The sequence below is a fragment of the Bacillus sp. D7-8 genome, from assembly GCF_052055895.1.
GTDB classification, from domain to species: Bacteria; Bacillota; Bacilli; order Bacillales; family Bacillaceae; genus Bacillus; species Bacillus velezensis.
This window is the reverse complement of record NZ_CP179922.1, coordinates 2201198-2222652: the sequence shown is the minus strand read 5'-3', so window position 1 is coordinate 2222652 and position 21455 is coordinate 2201198. Positions and strand designations below refer to the sequence as shown.

The following is a 21455-nucleotide window of genomic DNA, read 5'->3' as shown; positions in this document are numbered from 1 at the left end:
AAACGTGTTGATGATATAATTGAATGGATTTGCAGGCAGGGGAGGGGAGCAGTGTACAATGAACAAAAAACGGCGGCGTTTATTCATTCGGACCGGCATCCTTCTCATCTTACTCTGCGCGCTCGGATATACCATCTATAATGCCGTATATACAAACGGTGAGCGTATATCTGAGGGGTCCAAAGCCCCGAATTTCGCGCTGAAAGATACAGAGGGCAGACTCATAGAACTGAGTCAGTTAAAAGGAAAAGGTGTTTTTCTGAATTTCTGGGGAACGTGGTGTGAGCCGTGCAAGCAGGAATTTCCCTATATGGAGAATCAATACAAGCATTTTAAAGACCTCGGTGTCGAGGTGGTTGCGGTAAATGTCGGCGAATCAAAAATTGCAGTACATAATTTTATGAAAACATACGGCGTCAATTTCCCGGTTGCGCTCGATACTGACCGGCAAGTGCTGGACGCGTACGGCGTATCACCTATTCCGACGACATTTTTGATCAATCCCGACGGAAAAGTCGTGAAAGTGGTGACCGGCACGATGACAGAACGCATGGTTCATGACTATATGAATTTAATTAAGCCGGAGGCGTCTTCATGAAAAAGGTCAAATGTGAATGCGGGCACGTGAATCCAGCCGGGACGGTTTTGTGCGAGTCGTGCGGGAAGCCGCTTGATGATCAAAAATCGCCGCTTGCCGATATGCGGTACGACGGCAGCGCAAGGCGTTCGCAAACATATAACAAAACAATCGTAGATAAGGTATGGAACTTCTTTTCTTCCGTAAAAGTCGGAATATGGCTGATCGTCATTACTCTGGCGGCGTCTGCTTTCGGTACGGTTTTTCCGCAGGAAGCTTATCTGCCGCCGGGCGCCCAGCCGGATACATATTATGAACAGCAGTACGGCATAATCGGCCAACTGTATTATCTGCTGGGGTTTCATCACCTGTACGGCTCATGGTGGTATATGCTCCTGATCGCATCCATTGGCATATCACTGGTCATCTGCAGCCTGGATCGGGTGATTCCTTTGTACAGGGCGCTGAAAAATCAAGGAGTACGGCGGAATCCGGTCTTTTTGAAGAGGCAGCGTCTATACAGCCGGACAGAAATCGAGCTGAGCGGGGATGCGGCTGATAGCATCAGAACACGATTGAAAAAAAAGCATTATAGAGTGCGAGAACAAGAGGGAAGCATTCTGGCGGAAAAAGGCCGTTTTTCAAGATGGGGGCCCTACGTCAATCATATCGGCCTGATCATTTTTCTGATCGGAGCCATGCTGAGATTTGTACCCGGTATGTATGTCGATGAAACGCTCTGGGTCCGTGAAGGCGAAACCGCCCAGATCCCCGGCACTGACGGCAAGTATTACTTAAAAAACAACCGGTTCACGATGCAGACATATAACAAAGACACTGAGAAAAAAGTATTCGCCGACGCCATTGACAGAGCCGGAAACGGCAAAGTCGCCAAATCCTTCACAACGGACGCGGTTTTGTACAAGAGGGAAGGCGACATTGTATTCGGTGAAAAGCCGAAGCTTAAAAGAGTCAAAGAAAACAATATCCGCGTCAATGAACCGCTGCGCTTTGACTCCTATTCTGTGTATCAGGTGGACTATAAAGAAAACCAGCTCGATCAGATGGTATTTCAGCTGATCGACCAAAAAACAAAACAGTCATTCGGCAAACTGAAGATCAATCTTCTTGATCCCGACACGGACTATGATCTTGGTAACGGTTACAAAGTGCAGATCGCCAGTTATCTTCCTGATTTTTATTTTAACAAGGACGGAGAACCGAGCACGAAAACGAAGGTTCCTAACAATCCGGCTTTTGTCTTTAAAATCACGGCTCCTGACAAGCCGAAAGGGGAGAAAAGTTTTGTTGCGATTCAGCAGACTGTTGAAGGTTCCGAAAGTAACAAGTACAAATTAAAATTCGACCATGTGGAAACGAAAAACATTACAGGACTCACCGTCAGAAAAGACTTAACCTTATGGGTGCTTGCCGTCGGCGGCGCGATCTTTATGATCGGCGTCATTCAAGGAATGTACTGGCAGCACAGAAGGATCTGGATCAAAACAGGTGATCATGAAGTGCTTGTGGCGGGACATACGAACAAAAACTGGTTCGGTCTGAAAAAAGATATCGAATTTGTTCTTAGCGAGACCGGGATTCAAGAGCCGGCCGATCAAAAAGAATTGGCCAAAAATCAGGCCTAGTGAAAAAGGAGTGGTGTCATGGCGGAGCTGAGCGCAAATTTTCTTTATGCTGCCTTTTTGATTTATTTAATTGCCGTCCCGGTTTTCGGCGGCGCCATCCGGGGAACAAAAGGTGCTAAGGACGGTAAGGGCCGCTGGTCGGCTATCGGAATCACGTTAACCATTTTCGGATTTCTTTGTCATCTCGGCTACTTCATTGCGAGATGGTCGGCAAGCGGACATGCGCCTGTCAGCAATATGTTTGAATTTACGACGTCATTCGGCATGATGCTTGTTCTAGCTTTTATTATTATTTACTTTATTTACAGACTGCCTTCATTAGGCATGTTCACATTGTCTATCGCGCTTTTGCTTATCGCATATGCAAGCATGTTTCCGACAGACATTACGCCGCTTATTCCGTCACTGCAGAGCAATTGGCTGTACATTCACGTCACGACGGCGGCGCTCGGGCAGGCGATTCTTGCGATCAGTTTTGTAGCCGGCGTCATTTTCCTGTTAAAGCACGTCGACCAATCTAGACCGGGTAAAAAAACGTTCTGGCTCGAAGTCATCATGTTTATACTCGTGACGACCGTGGCATTTATCGCCGTCACGTCGGCATTCCGGATGGCGGACTACAAAGCTGAATTTAATTGGGTGGATAAAAAAGAAGCCAAAAGCGTCATGATATATGATATGCCTGCGCTTGTCGGCCCGCATGAGGGAGAACTGCTTACGGAAGGCGCAATGAAGCCGCTTATTGAGCTTCCGGCCATTTTTTCAGGCAGAAAGGTCAATACGGTGATCTGGTCGTTTGGCGCAGGCCTCGTTTTATACGGTGCGCTCAGGCTGATATTCAGAAAGAGAATCAGCGCTCTTATCAGCCCGCTCGTCAAAAATGTGAATCTGGACTTGGTCGATGAAGTCGGCTACCGCGCTGTTTCCATCGGTTTTCCGGTATTCACACTCGGCGCGCTTGTGTTTGCGATGATTTGGGCGCAGCTTGCATGGACGCGTTTTTGGGGCTGGGACCCGAAGGAAGTATGGGCGCTGATTACCTTTTTATTTTACGCAGCGTATTTGCACTTGCGGCTGTCAAGAGGCTGGCATGGCGAAAAGTCCGCGTGGCTTGCCGTCATCGGCTTCGCCATTATTATGTTTAACTTAATTTTTGTGAATCTCGTGCTTGCCGGACTTCATTCGTACGCATAGATGCAAAAAGCCGATACAGTTCTCAAGCTGCCGCACAGTTTGTTAAAATGAAAGTAACAGAAGGAAAGCAGGGGGAAAACGATGGATCAAACAAATGAAACTAAAATATTAGTAGTAGATGATGAAGCCAGAATTCGACGCCTTTTAAGAATGTACCTTGAACGGGAAAACTATGTGATTGAAGAAGCGGAAAACGGCGACGAGGCCATTAAAATGGGGCTGGCATCAGATTATGATCTGGTGCTCTTGGATTTAATGATGCCGGGAACGGACGGAATCGAAGTATGCCGGCAGCTCAGAGAAAAAAAAGCGACGCCGATTATCATGCTGACGGCAAAAGGGGAAGAAGCCAACCGCGTTCAGGGGTTTGAAGCGGGTACGGACGATTATATCGTCAAGCCTTTCAGCCCGAGAGAAGTGGTGCTTCGGGTAAAGGCGCTTTTAAGAAGGGCTTCCCAAACATCTTATCTGACAGCCAATACCCCGACAAAAAATGTGCTCGTCTTTTCGCATCTATCCATTGATCACGATGCTCACAGGGTGACTGCGGACGGCACGGAGGTGAGCCTGACGCCGAAGGAATATGAACTGCTGTACTTCCTGGCGAAAACACCGGACAAAGTGTACGACAGGGAAAAGCTTTTAAAAGAAGTGTGGCAGTATGAATTTTTCGGAGACCTCAGAACGGTGGACACCCATGTCAAACGGCTCCGTGAAAAATTAAATAAAGTGTCCCCGGGAGCGGCGAAAAAAATCGTCACCGTATGGGGAGTCGGATACAAATTTGAGGTAGGCGCTGAATGAAGTTTTGGAAAAGCGTAGTAGGAAAGCTTTGGTTTACCATTCTTTCACTCGTGTTAATTGTTTTATTTATTTTAACGGTGCTGCTTCTGGAATTTATAGAAAATTACCACGTTGAAGAAGCGGAAAAAGATTTAACGCAGCTTGCCGACAAAATTGCGGTCATAATAGAAAATCATGAAGACCAGCCGCTTGCCAGATCCATCACGTGGGAACTGGCGGACAATTTAACGAGCATCGCGATCATTCAGGATGATAAGCATGTCTGGTATTCGCCCAATGACGATAATCATTTATCCTCTATTACATTAGAGCAGATCAAACATGACCGGGATCTGCACAAGGCGCTGACAGACCGCAAAAAAGTAAGCAAACGCGCGGTGCCCAACAATGCCGGTTCGGATAACGAACGGCTGATCGTCGGAGTGCCGTATGAAAAAGACGGCAAAAAAGGCATGGTCTTTTTATCCCAATCGCTGCTTGCCGTCAAAGATACGACGAAACATACGACACGGTATATTTTTCTTGCGGCGGGCATTGCCATCGTCTTGACAACGTTTTTCGCGTTCTTTTTATCCAGCAGGGTGACATATCCCCTTCGAAAAATGCGGGAAGGCGCCCAAGACTTGGCGAAAGGAAAGTTTGATACAAAAATTCCGATTCTGACCCAAGATGAAATCGGGGAACTGGCCATTGCCTTTAATCAGATGGGACGGCAGCTCAATTTTCATATTAACGCGCTGAATCAGGAAAAAGAACAGCTGTCCAATATTTTAAGCAGTATGGCAGACGGGGTCATCACCATTAATATCGACGGCACCATTTTGGTGACCAACCCGCCGGCCGAACGTTTTCTGCAGGCATGGTATTATGAGCAGAACATGAACATTAAAGAAGGAGACAACCTTCCCCCTGAAGCAAAAGAGCTATTTCAAAATGCAGTGAACACGGAAAAAGAGCAAATGATTGAAATGACGCTTCAAGGAAGGTCATGGGTTTTATTGATGTCGCCTCTTTATGCGGAATCACACGTCCGCGGCGCCGTGGCCGTGCTCCGTGATATGACCGAAGAGCGCAGGCTGGATAAATTGCGTGAAGACTTCATTGCCAATGTCAGTCATGAGCTCAGAACCCCGATTTCTATGCTGCAGGGATACAGCGAAGCAATAGTGGACGACATTGCAAGCACCGAAGAGGAGAAAAAAGAAATCGCACAGATCATTTATGATGAATCTCTTCGCATGGGCCGGCTCGTCAATGATTTGCTGGATTTGGCCAGAATGGAATCCGGACATACGGGCCTGCACTATGAAACGGTAAACCTGCATGAATTTCTGGAGAAGATCTCCCGCAAATTTTCCGGGGTAGCGAAGGAAAAAGGCGTTTCGCTCACAGAGGACATCTCAGTGTCTCAGCCGGAGTGTGTCTTTGATGAAGACAAAATGGAACAGGTGTTTACCAACCTTATAGATAATGCGCTGCGCCATACGGAGTCAGGCGGAAGCGTTCATATCGCGGCTCAGATCGTAAAAGACGGACTGAAAATCGATATCAAAGATTCCGGCTCTGGAATACCGGAAGAGGACCTGCCTTTTATTTTTGAACGTTTTTATAAAGCAGACAAAGCAAGAACAAGAGGCAGGGCGGGAACCGGACTCGGACTCGCCATCGTAAAAAATATCGTGGAAGCCCACGGCGGCTCAATTGCGGTTCACAGCAGCATCGACAAAGGGACGACGTTTACATTTTATATTCCGACAAAAGCGCAGGATGACGTCTGAAATTGACGAACAATCTTGTTCCATACGAAACACCCGCATGTTCTGCGGGTGTTTTTTATTTGTTTCTCCTTTAAAAATTTAAGAATATGTTAATATAAATTCCCTTCCAAATTCCAGTTTCTCGTAATATAGTTGTAATGTAACTTTTCAACGCATTTTTACGACAAAAAAGTGAACGGAGGGGTTTCCCATGGAAGAAACCTTTCAGATATTATATGATGCATACCATCAAGATTTATATCAATTTTTATTTTATATGGTAAAAGATAAGTCGCAGGCTGAAGATTTGACGCAGGAAGTGTATATCCGCGTCTTGAATTCCTATCATACATTTGAAGGAAGAAGCAGTGAAAAAACATGGCTGTTATCCATCGCACGCCATGTGGCGATTGACTGGTTCCGCAAGCAGCAGACGATCAGACAGCGTATTATGGGTACGTTTGATTGGGATACACAAGATGTCAGAGATCAGCATTTGCTTCCGGACGAACTCGCCGTACAGCATGAAAACGTCCGGGAAATTTATACCGCGCTTGATCATTGCACCATTGATCAAAGAGCTGTTATTATCTTGAGATTTATTCAGGGATATTCCATTCAAGAAACAGCCGCCGCTCTCCGCTTCTCGGAAAGCAAAGTCAAAACGACCCAACACAGAGGGCTCAAAATACTTCGGAAACAGATGGAGCTTTTGAGGGAGGAGCTAATGGATGATGAAGTCATATTGGAACGAAGAAAGAGTAGAGGAGTTGTTAAGACAACTTCCGGCGGTTAGAGATCATCGTTCACCCGAGGCCATTTACCGGAATATTGAAACGGGTAAACCGTACAGGAAAAAACCGGCCCGAAGCTGGATCGGCCCCGCCGCAGCCGGCATCTGCGCATTGTGCATCGCTCTGATTATATCTCCTCACCTGATGACAAACAAATCTTCCGGTGATCTTACCGCTGACAGCCGCCAGACAGAAAAAGCCAGTCAGTCAGCTTCTGTCAAGCCGCCGGATCAGAAGACGTTCGTCGTCTCAAACCAAAACAAAAACAATTACATTACTTTGGCATTTGCCGATTCAGAAACATCCGCCGTCATACCGGTCAGTTTTGAAAAAAAGAAGCCGGATGAATCGGTTTCAGAGGCTTTATCCGAAGCGGAAAACCTAGAAGTGCCCGAATCCTTCCTGTCTGTGCCGAACCTTTTGGAAGGTGTGCAGGTAACGGCGGATAAGAAGGATTTGCTTGTGCAGGTAAACGGACGGCTCTCTATCGAATCAGTTGCCGATGCTGACTTATTGAAAAAGATGCTGAAAGAGACTTTGACATGGAGTCCTTACGAGCGGATTAAATTGAAAAAGGTTCAAAACGGAGCCGGACAGGATTTTTATAAATCTTACGGCATTTCCGCTGAGATGTCCGTACATAAACAGACAAACCGGGCGTATTTTTCTTACAGCGACAGTCTGGGACAAGAGTATCTCATCCCGTCTGAACAAACCTATTATTCAGTATATCAGGCTATTGACGGGATGAAGACAACAGACGGAGGCTCACAGACTGCGAGCATTATAGAAGCAGATGCGATTGCATCGGTATCGGAAAGGGAAGACGGCGAGCAGCTGCGGATTCAATTGTCCGAAAAACATAAGGTTGAAAATTCGCTGGAAGGGATTTTAATGATCGAAGGGCTTCTGTTAACGGCGAAGGAATTCGGTTATTCTGAGGTGCTGTTCACACATGCGCATACAAAGAAAATCGGTAATTATGATGTGACAAAACCTATCGCTGTCCCTGCCGCGCCTAATCCGCTTCCAAGCCATTAAACGTAAAAAAACCCAAAACATATGAATGTTTTGGGTTTTTTGTTGGTTACGGAAGATCAATCAGTTTAACGGAAACAATATCCTGAATTGAAGTCAACTCATTGACGACTTTATCATCTAAATGTTTATCAAAAGAAAGCATCATAATGGCTTCTCCGCCTTTTTCTTTACGGCCTACCTGCATGGTAGCGATATTGATATCATTATCGCCGAGGATGCGTCCTACGCGTCCGATTACACCAGTCGTATCCTGGTGCTGGATATAAACGAGGTGGCCGGCAGGATTTAAGTCAATATTAAAGCCGTTCAGTTCAACGATTCGTTCACCGAAGTGAGGGATATACGTAGCCGTTAACGTAAATGTGCTCCGGTCTCCGGTTACTTTTACGCTGATGCAGTTATCATATCCTGATTCATTGGAGGAAATCTTCTCGCTGAAGCTGATTCCGCGTTCTTTTGCTACACCGCCGGCGTTCACTTCATTGACCGTTGAGTCTACACGCGGTTTTAAGAAACCGGACAGCAGGCTTTTTGTAATAAATGATGTTTCAAGTTTGGCGATGGTGCCTTCATATTGAATCGCAACATCTTTGACGGGTTCCTTCATACATTGTGATACGAGACTTCCGATTTTATCAGCAATTTGGTGATAAGGCTGGATTTTTTTGAATTCATCTTTTGTCATCGCAGGCAGATTGATCGCTGACATGACAGGCAGACCTTTTGCAAACTGCAGCACTTCTTCAGAAACCTGTGCCGCGACATTCAGCTGTGCTTCTTTCGTTGAAGCGCCTAAGTGAGGTGTGGCGATCACCAGCGGGTGGTCGGGAAGCTTTGATTCAACTGGCGGTTCCACTTCAAACACGTCAAGGGCAGCGCCTGCGACATGGCCGCTTTCCAGCGCTTCCAAAAGCGCCGCTTCATCAATAATGCCGCCTCTTGCGCAGTTGATAAGACGGACGCCTTTTTTCGTTTTGGCAATGGTTTCTCTGTTAAGCAGTCCTTTTGTTTCCTTTGTTAAAGGCGTGTGGACGGTAATGATATCCGCGCTTTCAAGCACTTCTTCGAATGTCCGGCTGTTTACGCCGATTTTGCCGGCTCTCTCTTCGGTTAAGAAAGGATCGAATACATGAACCGTCATACCGAACGCTCTGGCGCGCTGGGCAATCTCGCTTCCGATCCGGCCCAGACCGACAATGCCTAAAGTCTTTCCGTAGAGCTCCGCCCCGACAAAAGCCGTCCGGTTCCATTCTCTTGATTTTACTGAGATATTGGCTTGCGGAATGTGTCTCATTAATGAAGAAATCATCGCGAATGTATGCTCTGCCGTTGAAATGGTGTTTCCATTCGGCGCGTTTATCACGATAACCCCATGTTTTGTGGCCTCATCAATGTCGATGTTGTCTACGCCGACACCGGCTCTGCCGACGATTTTTAAAGAGGTCATTTTTTTAAACAATTCTTCGGTTACTTTCGTGGCACTGCGGACTAACAGGGCATCAAAGGTATGTAATTCATCTTCTGCATCCGCGACGTTTTTTTGAACAATTTCTATAAAGTCTGATTCCATCAGCGGCTTTAAGCCGTCATTGCTCATCTTATCTGAGACCAAAACTCGAAACATTGTTAGATTTCCTCCTAGTTTAGCTGACTAAATATCTGATAATTTATCATATTCTCAATAGAGTGTCAATGTGTATTGACGCAGTAAAGGAGAAAAGGAAACCGCTGAATCAGCTTAAATTGGGCTTCCCCAATATTTTATTTAAATTTGAGCAGTTCTCTATACAATTGCAATTTGATCATATATAATGTGAATAAATTCATAAGATCAATCTTCGGGGCAGGGTGAAATTCCCTACCGGCGGTGATGAGCATCATGCTCTAAGCCCGCGAGCTGCTTCGGCGGCAGGATCCGGTGAGATTCCGGAGCCGACAGTATAGTCTGGATGGGAGAAGATGGAGGTTCAGCAGACGTTTTGATGCTTATATCAAACGTTTCTTTGCCAAGCCTTAGTAAGCTCCCGCTTTTTAACAAAAGCGGTTTTTTTATTGGGGCGCAAAAGAACCTTTCCTCTTTTCGAGAGATTTGATCGAAAAGGAGAGAGCATTGTGAAAGTAAAAAAATTAGTTGTCATCAGTATGCTTAGCAGTATTGCTTTTGTGCTTATGCTGTTAAATTTCCCGTTTCCGGGGCTGCCGGATTACTTGAAAATTGATTTCAGTGACGTTCCTGCAATTATCGCCATTTTGGTTTACGGGCCTGCGGCGGGGGTTGCGGTTGAAGCGATTAAAAATATTCTGCAGTATATCATTCAAGGAAGCATGGCCGGCGTGCCTGTCGGGCAGGCAGCCAATTTTATCGCGGGAACGCTGTTTATTCTGCCGACGGCGTTTATGTTTAAAAAGCTCAATTCGGCAAAAGGGCTTGCAGTGAGCCTGCTGGCCGGAACCGCGGCGATGACCGTGCTGATGAGTATTTTGAACTATATTCTTATCCTGCCCGCGTATACTTGGTTTTTACATTCACCGGCACTGTCAAACAGCCAGTTAAAAACGGCGGTTGTCGCAGGAATCCTGCCGTTTAACATTGTAAAAGGCGTTATCATCACCATCGTCTTTACGTTCATCTTTACGAAGCTGAAACCTTGGATTGAACAAAAACGCAGCATCCAGACACAATAACCACTTCAAAGCGCCCGCTCTGTAAAACACAGACCGGGCGCTTTTTTGATTGTTTGATCACGCAAAAAATAAGACTCCGGCCGATAACAGCCGGAGTCTTATTCAGGACGAAAAAGCTCCTCTCACGGGGAGGGCTTTTTTATTCGTATTTCAGCGGGTCGCCTTCGAACGGTTCATCCGCAACTTTGATTGAATCAGTAGGGCATCCTTCAAATGCGTCAATCATATCTTCTTCCAGAACTTCCGGAACTTCGACGACGCCTTTATTTTCGTCAAGCGTAACGAACGCAATGCCTTCATCATCATAATCATAAATGTCTGGTGCCGCAGCTCCGCAGGCGCCGCATGCAATACACGTATCTTTATCTACAATTGTGTACTTTGCCATGAATAAAACCTCCCAGATTGTTCGTGTTGGAACAAATGGTTTACCTTATATATTTTTAAATATAACACCTATTCCTCTTACTTATTGTAATGATGTTAGTGTCAAATTTCAACAGAAAAATGATTGAGAATGCTTATCACATAAGGGATTCTCTTTAGCACTTCCCCCTAAAAGATGACTTTAAACGTCAAATTTATATGAAAATCTGTTAAAATAAAAAGAACCAAAAAACGAAACTTGTCACAGAAGAAATGTAGGTGTGTTTAGATTGGCGATAAACTACTTTGATACCGTGGTTCTCGACTGTCTGGACAAAATAGACGGCGAACGGACTCCGAGTGCTGTGTTTCATTTATTAAAAGGAAAAAAGTCGTCTCAAACCATTCAGGATGCCGGCTTATTTCAGATCGCTAAATATTTCGGCATGGCTTCACATTGTGAACGCGGCGATATTGCGGCTTCTTTGCATAAACTCACCGAGAACTCATACATTACAGCCGGAAAAGAAGAGGGAACGTGGAAAGTGACTGCGCGCGGCGTTCAAAAGCTTGAACGGGCGTTTGCCGAGCGGCCTTGGCCGAAGCACTGCCACGGCGCGAATTATCAAACGCCTGCCGTCACCCTGTGGAGGCGGCTTTCCCTGCTCATTCAAGTCCTGTCAAACAAAGAGCATCAATGCAGTCAATATATCCCGGTTACAAACGATGTGCAGACGCTGAGATGGGTCAAACGGTTCATGCGCAAAAACAGAGACGCTAAAGAGCTCTCCGTCCAAATGCATGAGACGCTGTTTCACCTTCTGCAAGGCGTAAGTGAACGGCAGGCGCTTATTTTTGTCTATTCTTTAACTTCATTCAACAGAATCGGCAAAACGAATAAGCAGCTTGCTCTCCAGCTGAACGAAGATGAATGGTATGTGTCCGTCCAGTTTTGGGGAGCGGTACATTATGTTATTCAATCGCTTCCGCAATGTGCATATCCCGCTCTGCGCGAGCTGTTGTCCGATCTGCAGGCGGAAAGCGCGCTGACACAGTCTGCCAGAAAAACCTTAGAGCTGTTGGAAAAAGGGTTTCCGATTGAACGGATCGCCGCGGTCAGAAATTTAAAAACCGCCACAATCGAAGATCATATCGTAGAAATATCATTGCATCAGCCTGCATTTTTTATAGAACAGTATCTTTCTGAAGAGGAACAGCGTATGATAACGGCATTTGCAAAACAGCATCAAACGAATAAAATTAAACAGATTCGCGAAGGAATGCAGATGCGCTTCAGCTATTTCCAGATCAGGCTGGCGCTGGCAAAGACGGTGAATCAGCATGACTGAGCTGCATAAAGCTTTATCCAAGTATTTTGGTTTGCATTCCTTTAAAAAAGGGCAGGAAGAGATTATGACTAGCGTGCTCCAAAAAAAGGATACGATCGCCATGCTTCCGACCGGCGGGGGAAAATCATTATGCTATCAGCTCCCGGGTTACATGATGGACGGGCTGGTGCTGATTATTTCGCCGCTCCTTTCATTAATGGAAGATCAGGTGCAGCAGCTGAAAGCGAAAGGAGAAAAGCGGGTTGCGGCATTAAACAGCATGCTGAATTCCGCAGAGCGGCATTTTATCCTCAGCAACATCAGCCGGTATAAATTTCTCTATATGTCTCCTGAAGCCCTTTCTTCACCTTATGTGCTGAACCGTTTGAAAAATGTCCCGGTCAGTTTATTTGTTATTGATGAGGCTCATTGCATATCAGAATGGGGACATGATTTCAGGCCTGATTACTCGAAGCTCGGACCTTTCAGGCAGGCACTCGGAAAGCCGCCTGTATTGGCGCTGACCGCAACAGCGACAAAAGAAACGCTCAGAGACGTGACGGATGTGCTCGGACTTGAGCATGCGGTGCGTCATCTTTATTCAGTCAACCGGCCGAATATTCTCCTGGCGGCAGAACATTTGGCGGATAATGCCGAAAAAATAAGCAGGCTCACGGAGCTTGCCGAAAAGCTTGAAGGCCCGGGTATCATATATTGTCCGACCAGAAAATGGGCGGAAGAGCTTGCGGCTGAGCTGAACGAAAAAACGGGAAAGCGGACGGATTATTATCACGGCGGAATGGATACAGGCGACAGGATTTTAATCCAGCAGCAATTTATCCATAACCAGCTTGATTGCATCTGCTGCACCAATGCGTTCGGCATGGGTGTGGATAAGTCAGATATCCGCTTTGTCATTCACTTTTATCCTCCCCAAACGGCCGAGGCCTTTATGCAGGAAATCGGCAGAGCGGGACGCGACGGCAGCCCGAGTGTCAGTATTTTGCTGAGGGCGCCCGGCGATACCGAGCTTCAGCAGCAGATTATTCAGACAGAAAGCCTGTCTGATTATGACCTGGAAGGCATTTTGGCTATCATACGGGATGCCGGTACGGGTGATGAACGAAAGCTTCGGGACGTTCTGATCAATAAAGGCGTCCAGGAAACACAGGCGCGAACGGCCGTCCATCTGTATCTGCAAGGAAAAACCACAAAAGAGCAGCTGCAGGAAGAACTGACATACCGCGTGGAAAAGAAGCTGCGTAAAATGAATCGTTTTTCGGCGTTATTAGAGCGGAAAGAATGTATAAGAGAAGCGCTGCTGTCTTATTTTGATGAACCGTATGAGCCTGATGGTCAAACCGGACAATGCTGCAGCAGCTGCGGACTTGATCTGGCTCCGTACGAGCAAAAAGGAGAACGTAAAAATATGGAACGGTTTGAAGATTGGAAGCTGGAATTAGGCCGGATTTTCGGATCAGAGTCTGCGGGTGAGTTCAGCTGAGACGGCAAAGCGAATTGATCCGGCAGCTCTCAGACCGGGAGATTGTGATGCAGCTGTACGCCACCCAATTGCTCATATTGGCGGTTTCAGCTGTTATCGGCTTTTTCTTTTTTACCGACATTCACGATTTTTTAAAACTGTGGCATATACGTGACGATAATATCATATGGTACGGTGTAACTCTTGCCGTCCTTGTCATTTTTGCCGATCTGGCGGTGATGAAATGGTGTCCTTCGCATTTATATGATGACGGCGGCATTAATGTATTGCTTTTTAAGAACAGGCCGGTTCTGCACATTTTGTTTTTGACGCTTCTCATTTCGTTCAGCGAAGAGATTTTGTTCAGAGGCGTTCTGCAAACACATATCGGCTTATGGGCCGCCAGCTTCATTTTTACCGTGCTTCATTTCAGATACTTGGCGAAGTGGCTTCTGTTTATGATGGTTGCGGGCATCAGTCTTTTGCTGGGGCTTATCTATGAATGGACCGGCAATTTATTCGTTCCGGTTACAGCGCATTTTATTATTGATGCGGTATTTGCCTGTCAGATCCGTTTTCAATATGTTAGGAGGGGTTTGCATGACGGAAATGTCAAGAGTTGAAAGAAGAAAAGCTCAGCTGCGTGCCGAGCAGCAGGTTGCCGCGGCCGCGGATGAACAAATTGAATATCTTGAAGACAGCCTCCCGACAAGACAATCTGTAAAAGAGGAGCGTAAAAAAAAGGAAGAGCAGGTGAAGGAAAAAACCAAAACAAAAACGCCGCTGTTCACTTTTCTGACCGTCCTGTTCATTATCGTAACAATCGGTGTCTTTTTCGGTCTTCTTTATATGACGAACAGCAGCAGATTTGACCCGAAGGACTATGAAGATGTCTTTATAGACCACAGTGAAAGCGCGCCTGCCGTTATTCCGAAAGGCGCTCAGAAAGAAACGTCAGAAACCGCTCTTTTAGAACAACCGAAAAAAAAGTCTGACGACAAAGATAAGAAAGAAGCGGCTGCACCTGAAAAAACGAAAGAAAAACCAAGTGAAAAAACGGAAACGCCCTCAGAAAAACAAGTAAAGCCGACAGACACCGAATACGCGGAGACAAAACAGCAGTCTCCGCCGGCTGTCCGTGAAAAAGCGGCTCCGGCTGAGGTGAGTGATCAAGCCGGGACTGTCCCAAAAAAAGTGCGGACCGTACAGCATACTGTACAGCCGAAAGAAACGCTTTACCGCATTTCAATGAAATACTATAAAAGCCGGGCGGGCGAAGAAAAAATCCGCAGCTACAACGGATTAAACGGAAACGACGTGTACACCGGCCAGGTTCTGAACATTCCGCTGTCTGATTAAAATAAATGCATGTTTTCACCGCGTTTTTCATATAGTGTACCAATGAAAACGGACAAGGTGTGAAGCGCATGGATTCTTTATGGAAGCAATTAGACCGATTTGCTGACGGACCGACGAAACAAATGCTTCAGGCGCTGGTGAAACGGAAATTAAAATACGAAAATTATGCCGTACAATGCCGAAGATGGCAGTGGGCGTCCCTCGTTTGTTTTTCCCTGATGTGCATACTGCTGATGTTTAAAAGCTTTAATGCCCCCCAAGCCTCTCCGCAGCTGATTCTGCAGGAAATATTAGGCCATACGGTTTACTTGTGCTGGATTATGGCTTCCGCTTTTGCGTATTGCACTTCTTATTATTTTAAAAAAAAGGAAGAAAAAGCTGAGGGTGAATTTCATAAACTGAGATGTGAAATTATCCAAAAAAGCACGGATTTATGGCCCCAGCCTGAAAAATGGAGGGCGAGAGAATCTGTTTTTCACTTGATGAAACATCGGTATGATATCAATCTTTATTTTGAAAGCAAATAAAATGAGGCGTTTTCCGGAAAGGATAGAAACGTCTTTTTTTGTTTGTCCGTCTAATATAAGACAATGACAGAATGGAGAGTGCGTTTATGAAGCTTACAGCGGGAATTCTCGGCTCATTGGCGGGAGCGGCTGCGGTTATGGCGGCCGTTATGTACAAAACGGCAAACGGCAGCCATCTGAAAACACATACATTTACGCTTGATAAAATGAAGGGGATGAAGCCGCTCACCATCTTTTTTATATCTGACGTGCACCGCCGTTTAATTGATGAAAAGCTTCTCCGCGAAGCGGCAGGTTATAAGCCGGATGCCGTTTTGCTCGGCGGTGATTTGGCGGAGGGCGGAGTTCCTTACGCCAGAATTGAAGAAAACATTAAACGTCTTACGGCTCTTGCGCCTGTCATGTATGTGTGGGGAAATAATGATTACGAGGTCAGCCAGCAAAAACTGCTCTCTCTTTTACGGGCATATAAAGTGATCCCGCTGAGAAATGAATCGGTTCAGTTTGCTTATAAAGGGGAAACCGTTACGATCTGCGGGGTGGATGATATCAGGATGATGATGGATGATTACGAATCTGCAATCAGATATACGGATGCTGACAAAGTAAACCTCCTGCTTTGCCATAACCCGGACATCCATGAGCAGATGAGGGAGTCAGACGGGATTGACGCTGTGTTCAGCGGCCATACGCATGGCGGCCAAATCCGTTTCGGACGGTTCGGGCCGTACGAATTGGGCGGGACGGGAACGGTAAAAAAAGCGCATTACCTGATCAGCAACGGCTACGGGACGACAAAAGTTCCGCTGAGGCTCGGGGCGAAACCGGAGACGCATATGATTACGCTGTGCGGACCGGATGAGCCGTCTTCCTGAAACAAACCCGGCCGCGGTGATAAAAAACGGCATTCTGCTTGTCTTCCCGCTGTACACGGTGTAAACTGATAACAAATTAAGAACCTATGACTCATTTATTCATATACTGTGTTATATGATTTGTGTGCAAGAAGAGGCAGGAGGGAACATTATGCGGCTTGAGCGTCTGAACTATAATAAGATTAAAATCTTTTTAACCCTCGACGATCTGACTGATCGGGGACTGACAAAAGAAGACCTCTGGAAGGACTCGTTTAAAGTCCACCAGTTATTTAAAGATATGATGAATGAAGCAAATACAGAGCTCGGCTTTGAAGCGAATGGTCCGATCGCGGTGGAAGTATATTCTCTTCAGGCACAAGGCATGGTTGTGATTGTAACGAAAAATCATGACGCGGACGCAGAAGATGACGAATATGACGATGATTACATCGAGATGCAGGTCAAACTTGACGAAAGCCCGGATATTATTTATCAGTTCCATTCGTTTGAAGATATCATTCAGCTTGCCGGAAGCCTTCACCGAATCGGGATTACCGGCGGCACCGTCTACCACTATGAGAACCAATACTATGTAAGCCTTGAAGACCTCGGCTCCCGGTCCGCCGAAGGCGTCATCGCGGTGCTGGCTGAATACGGACACCCGGCGACGATTACGATTTACAGGCTCCATGAGTACGGAAAACTCATCATGGACGGCAATGCTGTGGAGACCATCCACAAACATTTTTCATAAAAAAGATTTGAAACGGCAGCTGTTTTCAGCGGCCGTCTTTTTTTAGGCGAAATAATGGAAAAATCATTGTCTTTCTTCTATGCACGGAGATATTGAAGGTGTATACTAGTCACTGAAAGGGAGCATGAGAGAAACAGAAGATTTTAGGAGGTTAACTCAAATGGCAGCCGATCGATTCACCGGTCATAATGAAGAAGACAAACATGATGTATTAAAATCAACCCAAACCGTAATACATAAAGCTCTGGAAAAATTGGGGTATCCAGAAGAAGTGTATGAACTGCTGAAAGAGCCGCTCAGATTATTAACGGTTAAAATTCCTGTTCGGATGGATGACGGGTCTGTGAAAATATTTACAGGCTATCGTGCGCAGCACAATGATTCCGTAGGTCCGACAAAAGGCGGCATTCGTTTTCACCCGAATGTAACTGAAAAAGAGGTGAAAGCACTTTCCATCTGGATGAGTTTAAAATGCGGAATTATTGATCTTCCTTATGGCGGTGGTAAAGGCGGAATTGTTTGTGATCCGAGAAATATGTCATTCAGAGAGCTTGAAAGACTGAGCAGGGGATATGTCAGAGCAATCAGTCAGATTGTCGGACCGACTAAAGACGTCCCGGCGCCTGACGTATTTACAAACTCACAGATTATGGCTTGGATGATGGATGAATATTCAAGAATTGATGAATTTAACTCACCCGGCTTTATTACGGGAAAACCGCTTGTACTCGGCGGATCCCACGGCAGGGAATCAGCGACGGCAAAAGGCGTCACCATCTGCATAAAAGAAGCGGCCAAGAAAAAAGGTCTCGATATTCAGAACGCGCGCGTCGTCGTACAAGGTTTCGGAAACGCGGGCAGCTATCTGGCCAAGTTTATGCATGACGCCGGCGCGAAAGTTGTCGGAATTTCTGACGCGTACGGAGGCCTTTACGATCCGGACGGTCTTGATATTGATTATCTGCTTGACCGCAGAGACAGCTTCGGTACGGTGACCAAGCTTTTCAATGACACCATTACGAATCAGGAGCTGCTTGAGCTGGACTGTGATATACTTGTCCCGGCGGCGATCGAAAACCAAATTACAGAAGAAAACGCTGACCGCATCAAAGCGAAAATCGTTGTAGAAGCGGCAAACGGACCGACGACACTGGAAGGAACGAAAATCCTGACAGACAAAGGAACGCTGCTGGTTCCCGATGTTCTGGCGAGCGCCGGCGGTGTAACGGTTTCTTATTTCGAATGGGTTCAAAACAACCAAGGCTTCTACTGGAGTGAAGAAGAAGTCGAGGAAAAACTGGAAAATATGATGATAAAATCGTTTAATAATATTTATGAAATGTCCCAAAACCGCCGGATTGACATGAGGCTTGCGGCTTACATGGTCGGCGTGCGGAAAATGGCGGAGGCTTCGCGTTTCAGAGGCTGGATATAAACCAATCGTTTGCATAAACAAAAAAAATCTCCTATGATAATATAGGAGATTTTTTATATGAGTGGAAACTTATGATGGAAATGCCAATCGCAGGAGTTGAAGGACATGACAGAAGAAAAAGCAATTATAATAGGCGGAGGTCCTTGCGGATTATCGGCGGCTATACATCTGAAGCAAATTGGCGTGAACGCGCTTGTGATCGAAAAAGGGAATGTCGTAAACAGCATTTATAACTATCCGACCCACCAAACTTTTTTCAGTTCAAGTGAAAAATTGGAGATCGGCGATGTCGCCTTTATTACGGAAAACAGAAAACCGGTCCGAATACAGGCTCTCTCTTACTACAGAGAGGTTGTCAGAAGAAAAGAGCTGCGCGTAAACGCCTTTGAAACGGTGGAGCGCGTAACGAAACAGGAAGACGGCCGTTTTCTTGTAGAAACATCAAAAGACCGCTACCTCACTCCGTTTTGTATCATTGCGACAGGATATTATGATCATCCGAATTATATGAACATACCGGGTGAAGGGCTTCCTAAGGTATTTCATTACTTTAAAGAAGGCCATCCTTATTTTGATAAAGATGTTGCTGTGATCGGCGGGAAAAACTCAAGTGTGGACGCGGCTTTGGAACTGGTGAAGTCCGGTGCGCGAGTCACGGTGCTCTACAGAGGACATGAGTACTCCCCGAGCATCAAGCCGTGGATTCTGCCTGAGTTTGAGGCCCTCGTCAGAAACGGCACAATCCGGATGGAATTCGGCGCTTGTCTTGAAGAAGTGACGGAAGATGAAATCATTTTCCGCTCCGGCCGAAATGAGACGGTCCGGCTGAAAAACGATTTCGTATTTGCCATGACGGGATACCATCCCGATCACGGTTTCCTCGAAAAAATCGGTGTGCGGATTGATGCGGAATCAGGCCGGCCGTTTTTCCGGGAAGAAACGATGGAAACAAATGTTGACGGTGTTTTTATCGCCGGAGTCATTGCGGCTGGAAATAACGCCAACGAAATTTTTATCGAGAACGGCCGTTTTCACGGCGGCTTGATCGCAAATGAAATATCAAAACGGCTGGGTGCAGAGAGCATATGATCATTCATATGCTCTTTTTTAAAAAAATTGAAAGATGTAAAAATATGAACAACATGGTACGATAGATATAGGAATATAAAGGAAAGAGGTTGCCTGATGTTTGCAATCATCTCTGCAGGAATTGCTCCCGGCATTGCGCTGTTAAGCTATTTTTATTTAAAAGATCAGTATGACAATGAACCCGTACATATGGTGCTGAGGTCTTTTTTTCTCGGGGTTGTCCTTGTGTTTCCGACCATGTTTATCCAATATGTTCTTGAAAAAGAGCATGTGGGGGGAGGAAGCTTTTTCGTTTCGTTTTTGTCTTCGGGATTTCTGGAAGAATCGGTGAAATGGTTCGTTCTGATGATCAGTGTGTATCCGCATGCTCATTTTGATGAGCATTATGACGGAATCGTTTACGGGGCCAGTGTGTCTTTAGGATTTGCCACGCTTGAAAATATTCTGTATTTATTCGGCCACGGCGTTGAGCATGCTTTCATCAGGGCGCTTCTGCCGGTCTCCTGCCATGCGCTGATCGGAGTAATTATGGGATTTTATCTCGGAAAAGCCCGCTTTTCGCAGAAAAAAGCCCGTGTCAAATGGTTTGTGATTTCGCTGGCCGTGCCTTCATGTCTGCACGGTTCTTACGATTTTATTCTTACCGCCCTCAATCATTGGGTATATTATATGCTGCCGTTTATGCTGTTTTTATGGTGGTTCGGGCTGCGAAAGGCAAAAAAAGCACGCTCCGTCAATATGATCCAAGTGTGAAGAAACCGCGCGTCGCGTGCGGTTTCTTTTTTATGCCTTGACAGGGGATAAGAAGGAAACGTGCATAAAAATAACCTCGTGACAGACAATACGGGTACACTTTAAATTTTGCAGTAGGAGGCTTGAAGAGATGAAGTGCAAAGGAGCCTTTATGGCATGTCTCATTCTATTTTCTTTCGCCGCTGCTTTCTTCGATCATCATGAAACGGTTCATGCGTTTTCAAATCAAGTGATTCAAAGAGGCGCGACGGGTGATGATGTTATAGAATTGCAGGCCCGTCTTCAATATAACGGATTTTATAACGGGAAAATCGATGGTGTTTACGGCTGGACCACATACTGGGCCGTGAGAAATTTTCAGGAGAAATTCGGCATGAAGCCGGTTGACGGCCTCGTCGGCGCGAAAACCAAACAGGTGCTGATTTCTAAATCAAAATATTACCGTGAATATGTAATGGAGCAGATCCAAAAAGGGAATACGTTCACTCATTATGGCAACGTCCCATTGAAAAACCAAACAAAACCGAGAGCCGGAACGCAGAAGCCGGCGGGAACGAATAAGCCTGCTCAAAAGCCGCAAAACAAAACAGGCGGTCAGTCAAATCAAAAGCAAAATACGACAGCGGCCAATATGCCTGGCGGTTTCTCAAACAACGACATCAATCTTCTGGCACAGGCTGTGTACGGGGAAGCGCGCGGTGAGCCGTTTGAAGGGCAGGTTGCCATCGCCGCGGTTATTTTAAACCGTATTAAAAGCCCGTTATTTCCGAATACGGTGGCCGGCGTCATTTTCGAACCGCTCGCGTTTACCGCCGTTGCCGACGGCCAAATATATATGCAGCCGAATGAAAGAGCAAAAGAAGCGGTTCTTGATGCGATCAACGGCTGGGATCCTTCTGAAAACGCCATTTATTATTTCAATCCTGATACGGCGACAAGCAAATGGATTTGGGGACGTCCGCAGATTAAAAGAATCGGAAAGCACATTTTCTGTGAGTAAAAGTAC

General features: G+C 46.0%; 21 protein-coding genes and 1 riboswitch. Of the genes, 19 read left to right on the top strand and 2 right to left on the bottom strand.

The annotated features are described in order from the left end of the window. The first annotated feature begins 58 nt into the window (after positions 1 to 58). The 7 genes from resA (at position 59) to ACKTRM_RS10820 (ending at position 7813) form a co-directional block, all read left to right on the top strand. Positions 59 to 598, top strand: coding sequence for a thiol-disulfide oxidoreductase ResA (gene resA / locus ACKTRM_RS10850; RefSeq protein WP_003153391.1), 540 nt, complete (start codon positions 59 to 61; stop codon positions 596 to 598). Further along, the gene (resB, locus tag ACKTRM_RS10845; RefSeq protein ID WP_012117886.1) at positions 595 to 2223 is read left to right on the top strand and encodes a cytochrome c biogenesis protein ResB; all 1629 of its coding nucleotides are present in this window, start codon (positions 595 to 597) and stop codon (positions 2221 to 2223) included. The genes resA and resB overlap by 4 nt, the downstream gene beginning before the upstream one ends. Before the next feature lie 18 nt (positions 2224 to 2241). Beyond that, positions 2242 to 3417 carry a c-type cytochrome biogenesis protein CcsB gene (gene ccsB / locus ACKTRM_RS10840; RefSeq protein ID WP_023357002.1) on the top strand — a complete coding sequence of 392 codons (1176 nt, stop codon included), beginning with the start codon at positions 2242 to 2244 and terminating at the stop codon, positions 3415 to 3417. An 81-nt stretch (positions 3418 to 3498) separates the two neighbouring features. Beyond that, positions 3499 to 4221, top strand: coding sequence for a DNA-binding response regulator ResD (gene resD, locus ACKTRM_RS10835; RefSeq protein ID WP_003153397.1), 723 nt, complete (start codon positions 3499 to 3501; stop codon positions 4219 to 4221). Then, complete coding sequence (locus ACKTRM_RS10830) at positions 4218 to 5999, top strand: ATP-binding protein (protein ID WP_012117884.1); 1782 nt, start codon at positions 4218 to 4220, stop codon at positions 5997 to 5999. The genes resD and ACKTRM_RS10830 overlap by 4 nt, the downstream gene beginning before the upstream one ends. 190 nt (positions 6000 to 6189) lie before the next feature. Then, positions 6190 to 6774 carry an RNA polymerase sigma factor SigX gene (sigX, locus tag ACKTRM_RS10825; protein WP_003153399.1) on the top strand — a complete coding sequence of 195 codons (585 nt, stop codon included), beginning with the start codon at positions 6190 to 6192 and terminating at the stop codon, positions 6772 to 6774. After that, positions 6749 to 7813: a hypothetical protein gene (locus ACKTRM_RS10820; protein WP_023357000.1), complete on the top strand. Its 1065-nt coding sequence runs from the start codon at positions 6749 to 6751 to the stop codon at positions 7811 to 7813. Before sigX ends, ACKTRM_RS10820 begins: the two co-directional genes overlap by 26 nt. A gap of 46 nt (positions 7814 to 7859) precedes the next feature. On the opposite strand, the gene serA is transcribed toward ACKTRM_RS10820, so the two are convergent. Further along, entirely contained in the window at positions 7860 to 9437 is a 1578-nt protein-coding gene (gene serA / locus ACKTRM_RS10815) for a phosphoglycerate dehydrogenase (protein WP_007409437.1), read from the bottom strand. A 206-nt stretch (positions 9438 to 9643) separates the two neighbouring features. Continuing rightward, positions 9644 to 9778, top strand: a riboswitch (FMN riboswitch). Between the two features lie 147 nt (positions 9779 to 9925). On the opposite strand from serA, the gene ACKTRM_RS10810 reads away from it, so the two are divergent. After that, positions 9926 to 10498, top strand: a complete 573-nt coding sequence (locus tag ACKTRM_RS10810; protein WP_012117881.1) for an ECF transporter S component — start codon at positions 9926 to 9928, stop codon at positions 10496 to 10498. Positions 10499 to 10637: 139 nt separating this feature from the next. Here ACKTRM_RS10810 and ACKTRM_RS10805 read toward each other — a convergent pair whose 3' ends face one another. Continuing rightward, a complete protein-coding gene (locus ACKTRM_RS10805; protein WP_003153403.1) occupies positions 10638 to 10886 on the bottom strand; it encodes a ferredoxin in 249 nt (82 codons plus the stop codon). A gap of 268 nt (positions 10887 to 11154) precedes the next feature. Here ACKTRM_RS10805 and ACKTRM_RS10800 point away from each other — a divergent pair, with 268 nt between their 5' ends. From ACKTRM_RS10800 to sleB, 11 genes are all read left to right on the top strand, one after another. Next, a complete protein-coding gene (locus ACKTRM_RS10800) occupies positions 11155 to 12213 on the top strand; it encodes a helix-turn-helix domain-containing protein (RefSeq protein WP_012117880.1) in 1059 nt (352 codons plus the stop codon). Further along, positions 12206 to 13696, top strand: a complete 1491-nt coding sequence (locus tag ACKTRM_RS10795) for a RecQ family ATP-dependent DNA helicase (RefSeq protein WP_012117879.1) — start codon at positions 12206 to 12208, stop codon at positions 13694 to 13696. The genes ACKTRM_RS10800 and ACKTRM_RS10795 overlap by 8 nt, the downstream gene beginning before the upstream one ends. Positions 13697 to 13710: 14 nt before the next feature. After that, positions 13711 to 14298 (top strand): CPBP family intramembrane glutamic endopeptidase, encoded by a 588-nt coding sequence (locus ACKTRM_RS10790; protein ID WP_007409441.1) that lies wholly within the window; start codon positions 13711 to 13713, stop codon positions 14296 to 14298. After that, on the top strand, positions 14276 to 15034 hold the full coding sequence (locus tag ACKTRM_RS10785; protein WP_012117878.1) for a LysM peptidoglycan-binding domain-containing protein: 759 nt from the start codon (positions 14276 to 14278) through the stop codon (positions 15032 to 15034). Before ACKTRM_RS10790 ends, ACKTRM_RS10785 begins: the two co-directional genes overlap by 23 nt. A 68-nt stretch (positions 15035 to 15102) precedes the next feature. Further along, positions 15103 to 15561 (top strand): YpbF family protein, encoded by a 459-nt coding sequence (locus ACKTRM_RS10780; RefSeq protein WP_012117877.1) that lies wholly within the window; start codon positions 15103 to 15105, stop codon positions 15559 to 15561. Positions 15562 to 15647: 86 nt separating this feature from the next. Further along, positions 15648 to 16436 carry a metallophosphoesterase gene (locus ACKTRM_RS10775; protein ID WP_012117876.1) on the top strand — a complete coding sequence of 263 codons (789 nt, stop codon included), beginning with the start codon at positions 15648 to 15650 and terminating at the stop codon, positions 16434 to 16436. 151 nt (positions 16437 to 16587) lie between these two features. Further along, a complete protein-coding gene (locus ACKTRM_RS10770; RefSeq protein WP_012117875.1) occupies positions 16588 to 17172 on the top strand; it encodes a genetic competence negative regulator in 585 nt (194 codons plus the stop codon). Positions 17173 to 17332: 160 nt separating this feature from the next. Continuing rightward, positions 17333 to 18607: an NAD-specific glutamate dehydrogenase gene (gudB, locus tag ACKTRM_RS10765; RefSeq protein ID WP_003153413.1), complete on the top strand. Its 1275-nt coding sequence runs from the start codon at positions 17333 to 17335 to the stop codon at positions 18605 to 18607. A 105-nt stretch (positions 18608 to 18712) separates the two neighbouring features. Then, positions 18713 to 19696 (top strand): YpdA family putative bacillithiol disulfide reductase, encoded by a 984-nt coding sequence (locus ACKTRM_RS10760; RefSeq protein ID WP_012117874.1) that lies wholly within the window; start codon positions 18713 to 18715, stop codon positions 19694 to 19696. A 96-nt stretch (positions 19697 to 19792) separates the two neighbouring features. After that, positions 19793 to 20449, top strand: coding sequence for a glutamic-type intramembrane protease PrsW (gene prsW / locus ACKTRM_RS10755; RefSeq protein WP_012117873.1), 657 nt, complete (start codon positions 19793 to 19795; stop codon positions 20447 to 20449). 130 nt (positions 20450 to 20579) lie between these two features. Next, positions 20580 to 21449 carry a spore cortex-lytic enzyme gene (gene sleB / locus ACKTRM_RS10750; RefSeq protein ID WP_012117872.1) on the top strand — a complete coding sequence of 290 codons (870 nt, stop codon included), beginning with the start codon at positions 20580 to 20582 and terminating at the stop codon, positions 21447 to 21449. The last annotated feature ends 6 nt before the right edge of the window (positions 21450 to 21455 follow it).

Excerpts from the sequence above, each read along its gene's own strand:
- resA (WP_003153391.1), top strand. The coding sequence starts at position 59 with ATGAACAAAAAACGGCGGCGTTTATTCATTCGGACCGGCATCCTTCTC.
- resB (WP_012117886.1), top strand. The coding sequence starts at position 595 with ATGAAAAAGGTCAAATGTGAATGCGGGCACGTGAATCCAGCCGGGACG.
- ccsB (WP_023357002.1), top strand. The coding sequence starts at position 2,242 with ATGGCGGAGCTGAGCGCAAATTTTCTTTATGCTGCCTTTTTGATTTAT.
- resD (WP_003153397.1), top strand. The coding sequence starts at position 3,499 with ATGGATCAAACAAATGAAACTAAAATATTAGTAGTAGATGATGAAGCC.
- ACKTRM_RS10830 (WP_012117884.1), top strand. The coding sequence starts at position 4,218 with ATGAAGTTTTGGAAAAGCGTAGTAGGAAAGCTTTGGTTTACCATTCTT.
- sigX (WP_003153399.1), top strand. The coding sequence starts at position 6,190 with ATGGAAGAAACCTTTCAGATATTATATGATGCATACCATCAAGATTTA.
- serA (WP_007409437.1), bottom strand. The coding sequence starts at position 9,437 with ATGTTTCGAGTTTTGGTCTCAGATAAGATGAGCAATGACGGCTTAAAG.
- ACKTRM_RS10805 (WP_003153403.1), bottom strand. The coding sequence starts at position 10,886 with ATGGCAAAGTACACAATTGTAGATAAAGATACGTGTATTGCATGCGGC.
- ACKTRM_RS10795 (WP_012117879.1), top strand. The coding sequence starts at position 12,206 with ATGACTGAGCTGCATAAAGCTTTATCCAAGTATTTTGGTTTGCATTCC.
- ACKTRM_RS10785 (WP_012117878.1), top strand. The coding sequence starts at position 14,276 with ATGACGGAAATGTCAAGAGTTGAAAGAAGAAAAGCTCAGCTGCGTGCC.
- ACKTRM_RS10780 (WP_012117877.1), top strand. The coding sequence starts at position 15,103 with ATGGATTCTTTATGGAAGCAATTAGACCGATTTGCTGACGGACCGACG.
- ACKTRM_RS10775 (WP_012117876.1), top strand. The coding sequence starts at position 15,648 with ATGAAGCTTACAGCGGGAATTCTCGGCTCATTGGCGGGAGCGGCTGCG.
- ACKTRM_RS10770 (WP_012117875.1), top strand. The coding sequence starts at position 16,588 with ATGCGGCTTGAGCGTCTGAACTATAATAAGATTAAAATCTTTTTAACC.
- gudB (WP_003153413.1), top strand. The coding sequence starts at position 17,333 with ATGGCAGCCGATCGATTCACCGGTCATAATGAAGAAGACAAACATGAT.
- ACKTRM_RS10760 (WP_012117874.1), top strand. The coding sequence starts at position 18,713 with ATGACAGAAGAAAAAGCAATTATAATAGGCGGAGGTCCTTGCGGATTA.
- prsW (WP_012117873.1), top strand. The coding sequence starts at position 19,793 with ATGTTTGCAATCATCTCTGCAGGAATTGCTCCCGGCATTGCGCTGTTA.
- sleB (WP_012117872.1), top strand. The coding sequence starts at position 20,580 with ATGAAGTGCAAAGGAGCCTTTATGGCATGTCTCATTCTATTTTCTTTC.